This window comes from Microcoleus sp. C2D2 (genome assembly GCF_036702495.1).
GTDB lineage: Bacteria > Cyanobacteriota > Cyanobacteriia > Cyanobacteriales > Microcoleaceae > Microcoleus.
In genome coordinates this window covers 1-15254 of the sequence record NZ_JAUBTO010000174.1, presented here as the reverse complement: position 1 = coordinate 15254, position 15254 = coordinate 1, and the positions used below count along the sequence as shown (strand labels likewise).

The window sequence follows — 15254 nt, the reverse complement described above, 5'->3', positions numbered from 1 at the left end:
GCTCTTGTTTCATGTGTGGAAAAAATACTTAAAGAATTTGGAGAAAATTATGTAATTAATTTTGCTTAACTACTTAATGGTTGACTGTTGACTGTTGACTGTTGACTGTTGACTGTTGACTGTTGACTGTTGACTGTTGACTGTTGACTGTTGACTGTTGACTGTTACAGCAGTTTTCAGGTAGGGACACAGCATTGCCGTTTCCCTGCAGAAGATTGCCTCTAATTTATATGTAGCAGTATTTTTCATAATAATTAATAACTAATAACCAATAACTAATAACCAATAACTACTGACTACTGACTAATGACTACTGACTAATGACTTCTTCCTTCTTTAAGCTAAGGGTAACAAAATTTCAAATTGGGTGCCGCTGCCTAATTCCGATCGCATTCGGAATGCACCGCCGTGTTTGCCCCTCACTATTTGATAGCAAACTGCTAAACTGGTTTCTTTGAGGGCGCGTTTTTGCGTAGAGAATGATTCTATAATTTTTTTGTACTTGCTAGGTGACATTCCAGGCCCGTTATCTGCGATGCAAATCGAAACCCAGCGAACATGAAGTGTGTCTAAATCGGTCGCAGGTTCGGGACAGCAGACTTGAGTTGTGATTTCAATTTGAGGCTGGCGATCGAAGTCTCTGAGTCCTTCACCTTTAAACTCTTTCGCGAATTCTTGAGCCACTGCTTCGTTAATTAATGTATCAATAGCATTCGTCAAGATATTCATAAATACTTGGTTTAGCTGTCCTGCATAGCACGGCACTGGCGGCAGGTTGCCGTAGTGTTTTACTACTTGGATTTCCTTGGTCAAACGACTTTTGAGCAGCAAAACAATGCTGTCTATGTTGGCGTGCAAGTCGGTCGGTTTGGGATAAATATCGTCGATGTGGCAGAAGTTTTGCAAACTGGTTGCCAGCTTGCTCAAACGTTCGGCTCCGGATTTGATGCTGGCAACAGTTCGGAGGAAATCGTTTTGCAAAAAGTCATAGTCTATCTCTTCCTTGAGCCGTGCTATTTCCGGCGAGGCTTCGGTACAGTGCGCCTCGTAAACTGAGAGCAACTCCATCAAGTTTTTGCTGTAGTCGCTGACGTAGGTTAAATTGCCCCAAATAAAGCCTACCGGATCTAAAATTTCGTGGGCTACTCCGTTGACTAAACGCCCTAAACTAGCCATTTTTTCGGTTTGAAGCATTTGAGTTTGGGCTCTTTCGTAGCGGACTTGAGTTTCTATGCCGCGAATTTGCCAGTAGGCGATGTTTAGCGCGTGAGGGTCTAAGAGACGGTAAGATTGGGAGTCTATTTGGACGACGATTGGTTCAGACTGCAATTGGCGCGATCGGCGCAGAGCTTTTGGAGCTGCAGTCAAAATGGTGGTAGTCTCTGGGAGCAATAATATTTCGACGCGAGCATAACTGTAGAGAACTTTCAGTGGCAGGTGCAAAAATAGCTCGGGACCCTGGGATTTGAGGAAATATTCCAGGAGTTGGCTGCGGGATATCATGCCAGCAAACTCTCCTGCTTCCAGCAAGACGACTCCCGGCACTAGGGGATGCTCTTCAAAAATTTCGGCAACTGCGATCGTCTTGCAGCTCGAATCAACCTGAAACTCATACAGGGGCAAATCCCAGAGGGTAGACTCTAGGGAAAGGTCTTGAGGGCTGCCTTCGGAGAGTGAAGGGCCAAGGAGTTGGGAACTGAATTTATTTGCCACTGGAGCTTTTAGTTGCCGAAACGCTGGGAAAGTGAAATGATAACGTACTACTAAGGTAGCCTATCATTTCACCGCAGGAGCGAGCCTGGAGACGTTTCTTGAGTTAATCATATTTAGCGAACTATGGGCAGGATAATTTCAAATTCGGTGTTCTTGCCGGGTTGCGATCGCAATGAAAGTTGGCCGCCGTGCTTTTCGGTGACGATTTGATGGCAGATAGCCAGCCCCATACCAGTTCCTTTGCCTGCAGGTTTAGTGGTAAAAAAGGTGTCAAATATCTGCTGCTGATTTTCTGGGGGAATGCCGGGTCCGTTATCGGCAATGCAAATTGCGACCCGCTTGCCGTCTTCGGTTTCTATGACTTTAGTGGTAATTTGGATTTGGGGGCGCCAGTTGTCCCGGGACTGGGTCTGTATTTCTCGATCGGCTGCGTACTCTGTCAGGGCGTCTAGAGCATTAACTAACAAATTCAAAAACACCTGACTCAACTGACCGGAATAGCCGCTAACTAGCGGCAGTTCGCCGTAATTTTTTACCACTTCTATGCTGCTTTTAAAGCGGTTTTTCAGAATTAACAGCGTCATTTCCACACATTCGTGAATGTCTGTCTTCACTGGCTTTCTCTCGTCCATGTGAGAGAAGTGGTGCAGCCCGTTAACTATTTTTAGCAATTGCGAGGCTGCCAGCTCCATCCCTTCTAAGGTGACTGGCAAATCTGTTTGTAAAAAATCAAAGTCAATATCTTCTTTGAGGGCATCAATTCGGGGACACGGTGCCGAATATTCTTCTTCATAAACCGACATGAGCTGAAGCAAGTCTTCAAAATAGGACAGCAGAAAAGTCAAATTTCCCCAAATACAGTTCAGCGGATTTCTGATTTCGTGAGCTACTTCTGCTACCATCCTCCCCAAACTAGCCATTTTTTCTGTTTGGATGAGTTTGGCTTCAGTTTGCTTGTTGAGCAACTTATTTGTTAATTGGTGAATTCTGGATTGAGCGACGATTAATTGGTATACATCTAACAGTTTGTAAGTCTGAGGTGCTACTTCCACTACTACAGGTTCGTAAATTAATTCGGCTGACCTCTCAAGGGTTTCCTGGGCGGCTTCTACTATTAATTTACTGCCGGGAAGTACCAGCGGCTCTGGCTTGGAAAACTTGTATAATACCTCTATTGGTCGCTTGAAAAACATTTCTAATCCGTAGCGGCAGTTAACTTTTTCAAAAAATAGACGCCTGGATAGTATGCCGACAAAATTACCGCGATCTGTCAAAATGACCCCGGGCAGCAGGGAATTTTCTTCAAAAGCCAGGGCTACTTCTTTTGCCTTTTGAGTTAATTCAATTTGGTAGTTGTAGAGTGGCAGGTCTAGAAGAGTTGATTCTAAGGAGATGTTCCAAGTACAAATCTCAGGTATAGGCAACACTGATAAATCCGAGCTAGTCTCACGCAGAGCAAACATAAATAAAACCCCTGTTATAATCTTGTATTGATGGATAACGTTAACCAACCTGACGGTCAACGGAGTACCGTTAGACCGCAGGCTTCTTTTTCCCTCGAGGCAAGGGCTTTTTTGAGTGACGTAGAAGCACCGCCACTGTCGTAATTCAATCCAATCTTTTTGATCGGCTTGGCTGAATTTTCGTCTCTATCCCAGGACTCCCCACACTTACAGGAATGCCATCGGTATGACAATTCTTTAGGCTTTTTGTAGAGACAATTCCCACGTTGAAAAGTTCCCTTGGGGTCAACGAATACAACGCTTTTACCTAATTTCCCATGGACATATTTGATGACAGTAGTAAATTGACCCTGAGCAGCATCAAGTATTGATTTATTCCAACCGCTCTTAGCTGCTTGACCATTTGGTAAGTAAACTAAATTGCCGTCTTCAATATCAGTCTTGACTGGGGCGCGTCTAGTCCAATTCTTAAGACTCAAATCCTCTACAACCCAAACCTCACACTTATCAAATAACTTATGTGCTGTTTTGGACGGGAAATCCAGGCTTGCTCTAGCTACAAATTGATGGAGCTTAGAAATCTTGCCTTTGAGGATTTTCCAGGGCTTAGAACCTTTAACCCTGCTAGCTAACTTTGCTTGAAGTCTGGCCCACTTTTCAGCAGATGCTCTCAAAAATCTCGGGTTTTCAATTTTTTTTCCATTTCCTAAATAAACGTAATTAGCAATTCCTAAGTCAATACCCATACTGTTTTCGGCGCTCGGCTGAATTTCTGCAACCGTTACTGGAACTCTTTGATATTCAACAGTTAAGGAAATATGCCATCCCTCTGCTTCTGGGATAACCGTTCCCGTCTTAACCTTAAATCCTTTCGGTATTGACCTCTGGAATACCATTGGCACTTGACCTACTTTCCCTAGGTCGATACAAATCCTATTTTGCTCGTCTTTGATAATATTCAAATTATCTAGTTGTGGATAAGTAAGAGATTTGTAGTAATGGAAACCCTTAAATTTAGGCTTGCCTCTACGATTGCCATTTTTGTCGGGGGTCGTAAACTTGGGAAATGAAGTTTCCCCAGGATGCACTACATCCTGCAAAACCTGGCAATCCAAGAGCTTGTAATCAAGAAATAGTCTTTTGGTGTTTTTCAAGTCAGCTAACTGTACAGTTACCCCTTGGACGTAACCACCATCAATGTTTGATACAACATCACCCTTTTTTGTTAAGGGATTACCAGAGCCATCTTTTTTCCTACCATCTCTGGTTTGCACTCTAGTTAGAGGAATATTATTGTAGATTTCCTCTAGTGAAACTCGATATGCAGTTAAAGGGCAGGCATTGAGGGGTGTTCTGGTGGATTCCCACCGTTTAAATCTGTCACCTAATCGGTAGTTGTATTGCCGACGGCAAAGTTCGAGGTGAGTCGTTATCGTCACCGCTTGATGTTTAGTGGGTTTTAGTGCGTACTTATAGGTTAGTTGCATAAACTTCTTGTTTTCGACCTAATTACAATATACTCTATTTCGTCACATAGTGATGATTGTATTACTGTTTCAATTCCTAGAAAGTACATTGAGAATCAAGATGCTCCCGAAATATAATTGGGGGGTTTGGTACCTCGGACCGGCGCGCCTTTCATTTTTGAGCGGTGATTGATTCGGGGTACTCTGGCCGGGGCGCCTCCTTTAACTCCCCTCTAAATACACACCTTGGACGAACCGGCTGTTAGTTAAGTTGCTATTAATTGGTAACGGGTAATTGGTAGGGGTAGTTGCTAATTTGTTGAATTACAACAGCACCGGATGGGAAAACCCGATCGCACAACCATTGTCTGGTAAAGATTTTGTTTATAAATCGATGTTAAACGATCGAAGCTTTTGTGAAACTTACAGAGCTTTGCTGTAAACTTTTTACCATGATATACCGGCTCGCGCGTGTTTTCCCAAAATCTTAAAAATTTATCAGGGATTGTTGTTATCTGTTATACTATGTTTCCGGTTCTGGTAGGGAATTGGAGAAAAGATCGCGGGTTATCAGTGAATATACGGGCATCCTTCGAGGGTTCGAGGGCCCGGATTGGCGATCGTGGAAGTGGCTTGAAGCCTCAACGGTCAAGACTGCGGTCTGTTGCCAAAATCCGCATCTTGTACAGCAGAAGGAAGTTCGGCAACGGATTCGCTTTCTGAGGATGTAACGGATGGAAGGCTTTAGTTATCGTCGCGAGAGAAGGAAGAAGCAATCGACCGCATGGGGAAAGTGCAATTAAAAACCTGCTGGCGCGTCCGTCGGGCGCGGTTGCTATACCACTAAAAAGAAATGCAACTTTAGGCAACTTTCCAACCTCGACGATGGTCAGTTTTTGGCAATCTGCAATCTGCAATCTGCCATCTGCCATCTCAAATCTCAAATCGTCTTAGGGTTCCACCTCCGGCCAGAGGCGTTCTAGCTGATACCGCCAAGCGGCGAGAGTATTTTCGCGAGACTCTCGCCCTAGTTCCATTTCACCCATCAATCCCTCTGCGTAGAAACGGTCTAAAGTCTGAAGGGTAGTTTCGACAGACTGTCCCTGCATCTTCGCAGCTTTGATGATTTGACGGATGCGGCTTTCTATCAAACCGCCGAAAAAGTCGGACAAACCTCGCTCTTGCAAAGCCAGCAGTCTGGCGACGGCTGCCGAGAAATCGGAGGCGGCGAGTGTGGCCCGGCTGTGCTGAAATACTCCCCACAAAACGTTTTGATGTATGGCGTAGCGAGTTTCGAGGGTGGTGTCAAAGTTAGCTTCTAGCAGTTTATCAAAAAATGGTTGAGCTTCCTGGGCATCGCCGATCGGCAGCAAAATCCGCAGCCAAGTCCCGTCTTCTGAAAGGAGGACTAACAGGCGAAATTTGGGGGTTTCTACTTGCCAAGAAGTGGCAGCAGGCGTCTCAACACTGTCACCAAATAACTCTTTAAGGGTATTGCTAATTTCTTCGGGAGTCATGCGACTTTTAGATTTTAGGTTTGAGGTTTTAGATGTGAAATTGCAGGCTGGTGAGTTGGTTTCAAAGTTTGTAATATTTACCAGTATCGCCTAGTATCAACTCAATTTCCAATCTTAAATCTTAAAACTATATTCAATTTAGTAAAAGTAGGGTACGCAATCGCGCACGTGGAAACGCCGGGTGCGCACGGATCGCCTTACCCTATTGATATTTACCAATATCGGTCAATCTAAAATCTCAAATCGATTTAGGGCAGCCAGCGGGGATGATAGCCGGCAAAGGGCAGTTCTTCTGGCTGTACTTTTGCGGGAGAACCGTCTGCGGGTATTTCTCCTACTAAGGGTAGCAGCCAGAGGCGGCCCGTGGCGATCGACTGTCCGCCCGAGTTGCGGGGACTGTCTGCTGCTGAGGGATTTGCTGCTGTGACTGATTGGTCGAAAATTAATGCCAGCCCGTCGGGAGATAAACTGATTTGGGTATCTAATTGGTTGGGCAAAACCAGCAGCGGTTTGATGGTTCCTACCAAACGAGTGCCCTCTTTTTTGAGGTCGATGGCGGCGATGAAAGGCTGTTCTTTGTAGCTTTCTGTTTGGAGGCGTTGCGCTAACAAACAGTAGAGACGCTGGACTTGGCTGTCTTTGTCTTTGCGGGGGTCGAAATAAACGGCGATAATGCTGCCGGGAATCCGCAATATTTCTTGTTCTGCACCTTGGTTATCTAAGATGAAAAGCGATCGAGTAAAGTCGCTGTTGTATTTAACATAGGCGGCGGCGGAGTTGTCGCGGGCCATGCCCAATACTTGTTCGTATTTTGGCAAAAATTCTACAGGGTCTGCTTCGGGTTTGAGGGGGACGATCGCTAATCCTTGTTTTTGAGATATTACCATCGATTTGCTGTCGGGGCGAATCATAAAATCTCCGCCTTGTTCGTTTTCCAAGCGTCGGGGCGGCGCTTTTTCTTCCAAAATCCAAGGACTGAAATCGCCGGGATTGCGGCGGTTGACGCGCTGGATAATGATGATTTTTCCGTCTGCTGAGAGGTCAAATTTGAGGTTTTGGTAATCTTTGGAGTCTAAGATTTTGTCGATTCTACCGGCTGGGTGCTCCGATCCAGATTGGGGGTTGAGGCCGGTGGTGACGGTGAATAGTTCTTGATTTAGGGTGCCGCGAGTACGGGCGATCGATCTATCTGTGGCTGAGAATAAAATACGATCGCTGTCGGGATAAGGTTTAAAATCCGTTACTACTAAATCTTTGGGAGTCAGCGGTATCGGTTTCGAGTCGCTGCTGGTGAGATTTACTAGCATTAATCTGCTTTCTGTTTCGCCTTGGAGACCGATGTAAGCAAAAGCTCGATCGCGACTGCGAAAGGAACTGCTAAACGGTTGCATTGGCGTTCCTTTATTTTGGTTGTTGTCTCCGAAATACTTGTCGGTTGCTCCGGCGAGTTTTACTGTGTAGGTAACGCCGTAGGGTGCTGGATCTTGGAGGGTGTAAGCCATGCGCCTTCCCGCCCAACTAAATTTACCGGGGAGGGGGGGTTCTAGCTTTAAGTTTTCCTCAACGCTGGACTGGTTCATCGGCCGAAAGAAGGTGAGGATAAAGCCGGTATCTTCGGCGCCGATTTGTTTGTTTTCCCAGGTGAATTCTCGCACTCTGGGTGCTGTGCGGTCGCCGCTGTACACCAGCAGTCCGATTAAGACGCTCAGCACTAGCATGAGGACGATCGCCATGCGGTCGATCGGCTGTTTAAATGGCAGAATAGCGAAGGGTGAAGGATTAACTTTTTTGTTAAAAATACTCACAAATCTTTCTCTCCTATTTCTGCTGAAAAATAACTACCCAATTTTCCTATTAAATTTTACAGTCTTGGGCGCACTCCCGACCCTCAGAAACCCGTTTTTTTTACCAGGCGAAAGGGCTGCAACGAAGTATACCGATTTGAGATTTGACATTTTAAATCTTAAATCTAAGCTTGTACCGTGCGTAATGGCTCAAAATTGCTTGCTCGATAGAGGTATTGACGACCGTCGATCGCACTACCATTGTGCCAGTTGCGTCCTGGACTGTTTGAGATTTAAGATTTTTAATCCCATCTCAAATCTCCAATCGCCAATTGTGCGATCGGTTGATGAGTAACGCTAGCGCTCTACCCATCCTACTAAATAATCATGACCACGCCCAAAAACGGATACAAGTTTCCGACAGGAGTTGTGAACCGCCCAAAATCTTAGACCCAAGTTCAAGGTTCCAGATTCATCGGTGGAGTAAATCTCAAATCTCAAATCGACTGGCGACCTACTTAGATCCCTTTCACGAATCCTTGACGATTGGTATGTTGGAACTATTATTAACCGCTGACAGTGTATACGGCGATCCCGGTTCGGGATATAACTTAGAATATTTGCTATCGTAATGCCTGACCTCAAAATAGTTTAAGTTTGACGGGTGAGGCTTATATATTGAGAAACATTCCAAAAGACAAAAAGTTGCTGCACACTCTAAAGGTCCGACATTAATTACTTGATTTTTGAAGATGCGACCGGATTTTATCCACTGTTTCATCTGCTTTCTTGACAAACAGTAAAATGCAGAATGAGGATTGCTAAACTCAGCAAATTTTACACCTTCTATCTCTACACTAGATAGCTGATTCCACGAGAGCTGCGGATCTATTATCAAATCAATATATCTCTTGGTTCCTTGATACATTTCAAAACGGTTTGGGTAAAGAATAGCCTTCTCATACCCGCTTTGTAGGTTAAATTTTTCTAATTTTTCTATGACGAAAGCATCGTACAAAACAATGTCATCTTCTATGAATAAAAACCAGTCAAATTTTTCTACTCTTTCGACAAATTCTTCCTGAAGTCTAAACTCTACAAACATCGGGTCGCATTCAGGATCCTCTTGTATCTGAATGCACTTAATTTGATATTCAGGTAAGTAGGCTGTAACGTGCCTGTTCGGTAGAGTTTGGATCGCAATACTCAGGTCGCAATGAGCAAAACTCGTCAAGAGGCCATCTATTGTTTGCCTGAGTCTCTCTATTTTTTCTGTGGCTTTTTCTGGATTGTTAGATTCTTCAACTGATGTAATGTGTGCTACAGCCGCAAAGACTTTGGGCCGTTCTTTTGCGGGCTGTTCGTTTTCTTTGAATAAATTTATAATGCGATTTCTTTGATAAAAAAACATCAGTTTAGTATACCTCGTGGCAACTCGCGATATTTCTTGTAACAGAGCCATTTGTAAAAAGATAAAGTGGATTACTTTTTTTCTTGTATTTTTTTCTGCTGCCATATAGACCATCTCCTTTTTGTTTACTGAAACAGTGGATTGATTGGGATTAAATCCATTGGTGATATTTTATCGATCGGCAGGCCAAAACTAAAAGCCACTCTACACCAAATGAGAGTGACCAGCACCCCTACAAACAGTGCTGTTAATTGAATATCCTGCCAAAAACAAGTTAGTCCTTCTCGCCACAAACCGTAGTTAATTACTGCATAGGTAGGAAGGTCGCCGAGAGCTATAGCAATCACTGCGCCTAAATTACCTTTTAAGTGGTATGCCAGCGGTATACTTATACATAGATTCACAAAAGTCACCAGATTGCCCATAGCTGGGTACTGAGACTTTCCTACGGCTAACAGACAAGAACCCATCATACTGTAGAGGGTGGTGTGCCAGATACCTAAAGCCAAGATAGGCATCATCCAAGATGCCGCCGCATACTCTTTCCTGTACAGTGTTAAAATTAACTGATCTCCGAAGCTCACAAAAATTGCTAAACCTACGGCTAACGGTATTAGAATTAGCTTGCGGTTGTTAAGTATCTTCGCGCGCAACTCCTCGCGCGGTAACTCTGCCAGCAGAGAAATCGAGGGAAAAATCACCCTGCCGCTAATGGCGATGATTACTTGGCGCGGCATATCGCCGAGAGTATAAGCGATGCCGTAAATGCCCAACATTGTTAAAGTAAATATTTTCCCAAGGATTAGTCTATCGGCTTGAGAACACAAGAAAAACAAAGCCGTAGACAAAAATATCCATTTACCATAAGAAAATATTTCTTTAGCTGCTTCTTTATCCCAAGCAAAGCGGTTTGATTTGCCGGGAATCAAAAAATGGCTCCATATTAACTCGACTAAACTATTAGTAAAGCCGCCGACAACGATCGCCCAGACGCTGCGATCGAACCAGGCCCAGACAATCATCACTGTAGTAGAAACGATCTGTAGGCCCAAGTCAAAAATTACTACTCTCTTGACTGCCATCTGCCGGTTGAGGCTGGGTTTAGCAGTCGAGTTGAACCCTGCTAGTAGGGAATTTATACCTATTGCTGGAATCAACCACAGGAGACGGGGATCTTCATAAAAACTAGCAACAGGCTTGGTAATTATAATCAAACAAATCCAAACCAAAAAGCTGCGAATGACTTGCATTGTCCAAGCGGTGTTGAGAAATTGAGCATCTTCCCCGCGCTTGTTCTGGATGATGCTTGGGCCTAGACCTATGTCTGAAAATAAGTTGATCCCTACGATGAAAACGTAGGCTAGACCTACCAGACCAAATAGTTCTGGCAAAAGCAGACGCGTCAGGATTAGGTTGCTGGCAAATCGGATAATTTGACTGCTTCCATAACTGGCGATCGTCCAGGCTGCACCTTTGATAGCTAATTTTTTTCCGGATGACATATACTCAGAATTTATTTACTAATGACGAGTGTAGTTGCTGAATTTACTTTTGGCAACTACTACAGGATACTGTGGCAACTTTTATAGCTGACTGTACAGTATCTTAATTTGCATAGGTCGGACGAGTCTGGAGTGTCCATCTCGCAATCACAAAGGTAAAATTTAATCTCATACTTACTCCACATCTAATAATCATAAGGGTTTTTTGGTTCGGGTATTGGTTTGAGAGAGGATGCTTGAATGATTAATTTGCGCTTACCTTGCAGTTCTTCTACGATCGTTTCTCCTTCTATTTCTAGCCAACTGTCTGGGGCAAAGGCGGCGCGGCTTTGACCGATCAGTAATTTTACCGGCAACCCGATCGGATAGGCGTCGGCAGCGCAGCAGGTAATGATAAAACGCCCGATCCACATATATTGTTCTGCTATGTTGGGGGGGTGAATTACAAATCCTTGAACTTTGACTTTTTGACCTCTGTATGTATCGGGCTCTGGATTGAAATTTAACAGTCGCACCCATTCGACGAGCGATCGCTGTTCGGGTTTTGTAGTATTGCGAAATTCTTGAGGTTGCAGTCGGGTGATTGGCAGGGATTCGGTGAGGCCTCGTTCTAATGCTGTCTGGCTGGTAAATGTGCGTGGCGTTGTTAGTAAACCTATTAATGCGACGCTCAACATTAAGGTGCTGCCGATACTGGGGGGAAACAAAGTAACGTGTTCAACTTCTGTGATTCTGAGAGAGTTATTTGCTGGTGATGTCCGCGATTGCTTTGTGGTGCGATCGAGTTTTAAGAGTTCCCAAGTTTTTAACCCGCCAACCACCATTAAGCCGATTCCTCCCGCTAGAGTCAAGCCAAAGTAGTTGGGGTGAATGAGAATGCCTAATTTGCCGGTGATCCAATATTTGAGGAGCAATACTCCCCACGCTAAGATAGCTAGGGCGTCCAGCCAGGGGCTAATTTTTTTAAGATTCATTTTTTAAGAGTCATTGATAATTGGGGATTGAGACGTTGAAGGAAGAAGAAAAAAAGCAGAAGAAGAGGGAATAACGAAGAAGGAAGAAAAAGAGGGAATAACGAAGAAGGAAGAGGGAAAAAACAGCTCTCCGTATATCTGTGACTTCCGTGTGGTGAATCAAGGTATTTGAAAATATAAAATCTCAAAGGGTATTAGTTGTCTGTTGGAGCTAATTTATTAACCTAAATGCAAGTTGACAGCGAGGGTCATTAAAAAGGTTAACTGAGCTGCCAAGACGATTAAGTAAACTACGGCTCGACCTTTAAAAATTGACAGCATTAAACCGATGCCTTTGAGGTCAATCATCGGACCGAAAACGAGAAATGCTAACAGCGAACCGCTGGTAAATGTGGAAGCAAAAGACAGGGCAAAAAAGGCATCTACTGTAGAACAAATCGATACGACTGCACCTAATAGCAGCATGGCTAGAATCGAGGAAACGGGGCCTTGGCCGAGGTTGAGAATTAGTTCGCGGGGTGCGCCAACTTGAATGATGGCTGCGATCGCACTTCCGATTACCAACACTCCTCCCAATTCGCGCAACTCCTGTACCATAGTATCTAAAAGCAGGCGCAGACGCTCTTTAGAAACGCGGTGGAACATGGAAGAACGTTTCGAGGTTTTTTCTGTTTGGCCTGTTTGTAATCGCTTCCAGTCGTCTTGTAGCAAAGATTCGATCGGCACCGCCCCCCCCGGCTGACCGAGCATAAATGTTCCCGACTGCAACAGCAACTGAGTGTTGGCTTGGACGAGTTCTTTTTCGGAAAACTCTGGTTTTGGCAGGGGGATCGCGCGGGCTACAGAGGGTTGCAGCAGAGGCCGCAAGTCTTTTTGGGCGCTGAACACCCAGCCGATAATTGTGGCTGTAGACAGAGAAAATACCACCCGCAAAACTACAATTTCTGGCTGCTCGCGAAATGCCGTCCAAGTCGCCCAAATTACCACGGGGTTGATTGTGGGGGCCGCGAGCAAAAAGCCGATCGCGGCTGGTGCGGGCACTCCCTGCATCAGTAACCTGCGGGCTACGGGCACGTTACCGCACTCGCACACGGGAAACAAAAAGCCGATCGAACTGCCCATCAAAGCCGCCAGCAGGGGGTTTCGCGGGATGCGGGATACGAGTTTGCGTTCGTCTACAAACCCCAGCAGCAAACCTGAGAATAAAACTCCCAGCAGCAGAAAAGGTATTGCTTCTACTAACAAGCTGAGAAACAGGGTGAAAGCATTATTTAACTGATTTGTCACGGCCGGTTGCATCCATCACCTACTCGTAAATTACTGTGCTATCTTGGGCATACCTCTTGTCAATAATAGCTCATGACAGCGCTAAGTTAAGATTCCGTTAAAAAATCCCTCGCTGTCCAATTCTTGCTTGAATTAAGGAATTGTGTAAAGAATACCGACTCAATACCAATTTAAATTAGTGTTAACAATAGGTTGAAACTTTAAAATCAGGTTAACTCGCAGCTACAGTCGGTAACTAATCGTTAATACCAAAAACTCAATCTCAAATAAAATCAGCCCTAATTGCTTGGGCGCATCTATCTTGCTTATACTTTATATTTATTAGAGAACCCATTTGACATCTTTTAGCCATATTCTAGCCCACATTCCGCACCCCCAAGGGCCAGCGTACACGGGTTGAGTGGCTCAAAGTGAATCATCCGAGACAATAATGAGTAATACATACTCAAGAAGCTCGGTAACTCTGCATCACCCAGTTGTCCATTCTTGAAAATAGACGTTCGAGTACCAGTTACATCTGATGCTGGTTAAAATTGCGATCGGTCACAAACCAAGTTTATTACCTCGCAGTAACACGCTCAAGGATCGCAATGCGTTAATTGCGATCGCTAGCGGTAGCCAATCATCACCAAAAATAGTGTAAACTGGCGATCGCTAGCCAGGCTCAAATCAGCATTCAGCAGCCCATGCAAAAAGCATCTGAACTGTTATAGCATCGGATGCTGCTCGACCAGTGGATCCTCTAATTAAGACTTCCCAAATAGGCATCAAGAATCATCAATCGATCGGGTACAGAACATGGAAATCAAACAAGTTAGCCGTCCTGTTGTTGACAAAGTCGCAGTTATTGGTGGTGGGCTTGGAGGTCTGGCAACGGCGATCGCCCTGCGAAAACAAGGCATAGATGCCCATGTCTATGAACGAGCCAAAGAATTTCGCCCAGTGGGAGCGGGTTTGGCTCTATTTGCGAACGGCTTAAACTCCCTTGATGCCATCTCTCCAGGTATCGTCGAGAAACTCAAACGTGCAAGCTGCCCACTAAATCAGAGTGTTTTCAAAAAAAATACAGGAGAGACAATCACACAAAGCACAGCTACCCAACAGGAGAAATACGGGCAGCCAACGTTGCTTTTCTGGTGGTGGCGCTTGCAGCAAGTCTTGGCCCGTGCACTCCCCCCGGAAGCGATCCACTTGGATTATCGCTGCATCGGCTTTGAACAAGATGAGAACGGGGTGACAGCCTATTTTGATGGGGATAAATCAGTACGGGCAGACCTGCTGATTGGTGCAGATGGGATTAACTCCCCAGTGCGAAAAACCCTGATCGGTGATGGGGAACCTCGTTATTTGGGCAGTATGTCTTGGCGGGCAGTGATCGAATATAACCACGAACTGCTCAATCCCAATGAACTGATTTTTATGAAGGGAGAGCAAAAAGTAATTTACTTCTTCGATGTGGGTGACGGCTATAGATGTTGGACGGTACGGGTGTTGATGCCAAAATCTCCTGTGCATGAGAGTGCAGCAGAAATCAAGTCTCGCGTCGTCGATCAATTTTCCGGCTGCTGGGAACCCCTCAGGGAGATCATTGGAGCTACTGATCCGGAGCAGATTTTATTTTCGCCTATCTGCGATCGCCTGCCTTTGAAAAGTTGGAGTCAAGGACGGGTGACGCTTCTAGGCGATGCCGCCCATCCAATGGCCCCTTCCATGGCACAGGGAGCTAATAGCACTTTTGAAGATGCCTGCGAACTGGCTCAATGTCTTTCCGAGTCGTCCAGCATCGCAGAAGCCTTGACCACCTATGAGAACCGACGCATCCCGCGTACCCAAGCGATCCAAGCCCAAAGTGCTTTGACCGAACAGCGCTTCTATGCAACGGACATAGGAACACAAGACCCAGAAAAAGCGGCGCGAGAACGGGTCGCTTTGGAAGAGTTTCAGAGTTGGGCTTATGGGTATGACCCCAATAGTGAATCGCGTTTGAAACCCTTGATGGAAATATCAGCAACTTGACACTCCCCGACCTGAAGGCACGGGGATTCTTAAGACATTGCGGCCTTAATATCCCTAGTGATAGGGTTCCCAAACTCACCACGTTTGCTTTTTGAGCGTGGTGATATATTTTGGGCGTTTA

At 45.1% G+C, this 15254-nt stretch carries 13 protein-coding genes; 2 read left to right on the top strand and 11 right to left on the bottom strand.

Translation table 11 applies throughout. The annotated features are described in order from the left end of the window. Nucleotides 1-69 precede the first annotated feature (69 nt). From QUB61_RS33430 to QUB61_RS33380, 11 genes are all read right to left on the bottom strand, one after another. On the bottom strand, nt 70-249 hold the full coding sequence (locus QUB61_RS33430; RefSeq protein ID WP_333134758.1) for a hypothetical protein: 180 nt from the start codon (nt 247-249) through the stop codon (nt 70-72). Between the two features lie 87 nt (nt 250-336). Continuing rightward, on the bottom strand, nt 337-1713 hold the full coding sequence (locus QUB61_RS33425; protein WP_333134756.1) for an ATP-binding protein: 1377 nt from the start codon (nt 1711-1713) through the stop codon (nt 337-339). A 113-nt stretch (nt 1714-1826) separates the two neighbouring features. Beyond that, the gene (locus QUB61_RS33420; RefSeq protein WP_333134754.1) at nt 1827-3176 is read right to left on the bottom strand and encodes an ATP-binding protein; all 1350 of its coding nucleotides are present in this window, start codon (nt 3174-3176) and stop codon (nt 1827-1829) included. 56 nt (nt 3177-3232) lie between these two features. After that, complete coding sequence (locus QUB61_RS33415) at nt 3233-4663, bottom strand: transposase (protein ID WP_333134752.1); 1431 nt, start codon at nt 4661-4663, stop codon at nt 3233-3235. A 620-nt stretch (nt 4664-5283) separates the two neighbouring features. Beyond that, the gene (locus QUB61_RS33410) at nt 5284-5574 is read right to left on the bottom strand and encodes a hypothetical protein (RefSeq protein WP_333134749.1); all 291 of its coding nucleotides are present in this window, start codon (nt 5572-5574) and stop codon (nt 5284-5286) included. A gap of 18 nt (nt 5575-5592) precedes the next feature. Further along, nucleotides 5593-6159, bottom strand: a complete 567-nt coding sequence (locus tag QUB61_RS33405; RefSeq protein WP_333134747.1) for a hypothetical protein — start codon at nt 6157-6159, stop codon at nt 5593-5595. Between the two features lie 248 nt (nt 6160-6407). After that, nucleotides 6408-7964, bottom strand: a complete 1557-nt coding sequence (locus QUB61_RS33400; RefSeq protein ID WP_333134745.1) for a hypothetical protein — start codon at nt 7962-7964, stop codon at nt 6408-6410. A 508-nt stretch (nt 7965-8472) separates the two neighbouring features. Continuing rightward, nucleotides 8473-9459: a hypothetical protein gene (locus QUB61_RS33395; RefSeq protein WP_333134742.1), complete on the bottom strand. Its 987-nt coding sequence runs from the start codon at nt 9457-9459 to the stop codon at nt 8473-8475. Nucleotides 9460-9479: 20 nt separating this feature from the next. Beyond that, nucleotides 9480-10856 (bottom strand): oligosaccharide flippase family protein, encoded by a 1377-nt coding sequence (locus tag QUB61_RS33390; RefSeq protein WP_333134740.1) that lies wholly within the window; start codon nt 10854-10856, stop codon nt 9480-9482. Nucleotides 10857-11041: 185 nt separating this feature from the next. Further along, nucleotides 11042-11830, bottom strand: a complete 789-nt coding sequence (locus QUB61_RS33385) for a TIGR03943 family putative permease subunit (protein WP_333134738.1) — start codon at nt 11828-11830, stop codon at nt 11042-11044. A gap of 219 nt (nt 11831-12049) precedes the next feature. Then, on the bottom strand, nt 12050-13129 hold the full coding sequence (locus QUB61_RS33380; protein ID WP_333134736.1) for a permease: 1080 nt from the start codon (nt 13127-13129) through the stop codon (nt 12050-12052). Between the two features lie 508 nt (nt 13130-13637). Here QUB61_RS33380 and QUB61_RS33375 point away from each other — a divergent pair. Both QUB61_RS33375 and QUB61_RS33370 read left to right on the top strand, forming a co-directional pair. Then, nucleotides 13638-13760: a hypothetical protein gene (locus tag QUB61_RS33375; protein WP_333134734.1), complete on the top strand. Its 123-nt coding sequence runs from the start codon at nt 13638-13640 to the stop codon at nt 13758-13760. A gap of 155 nt (nt 13761-13915) precedes the next feature. Further along, nucleotides 13916-15133: an NAD(P)/FAD-dependent oxidoreductase gene (locus tag QUB61_RS33370; RefSeq protein ID WP_333134732.1), complete on the top strand. Its 1218-nt coding sequence runs from the start codon at nt 13916-13918 to the stop codon at nt 15131-15133. Nucleotides 15134-15254: the final 121 nt, after the last annotated feature.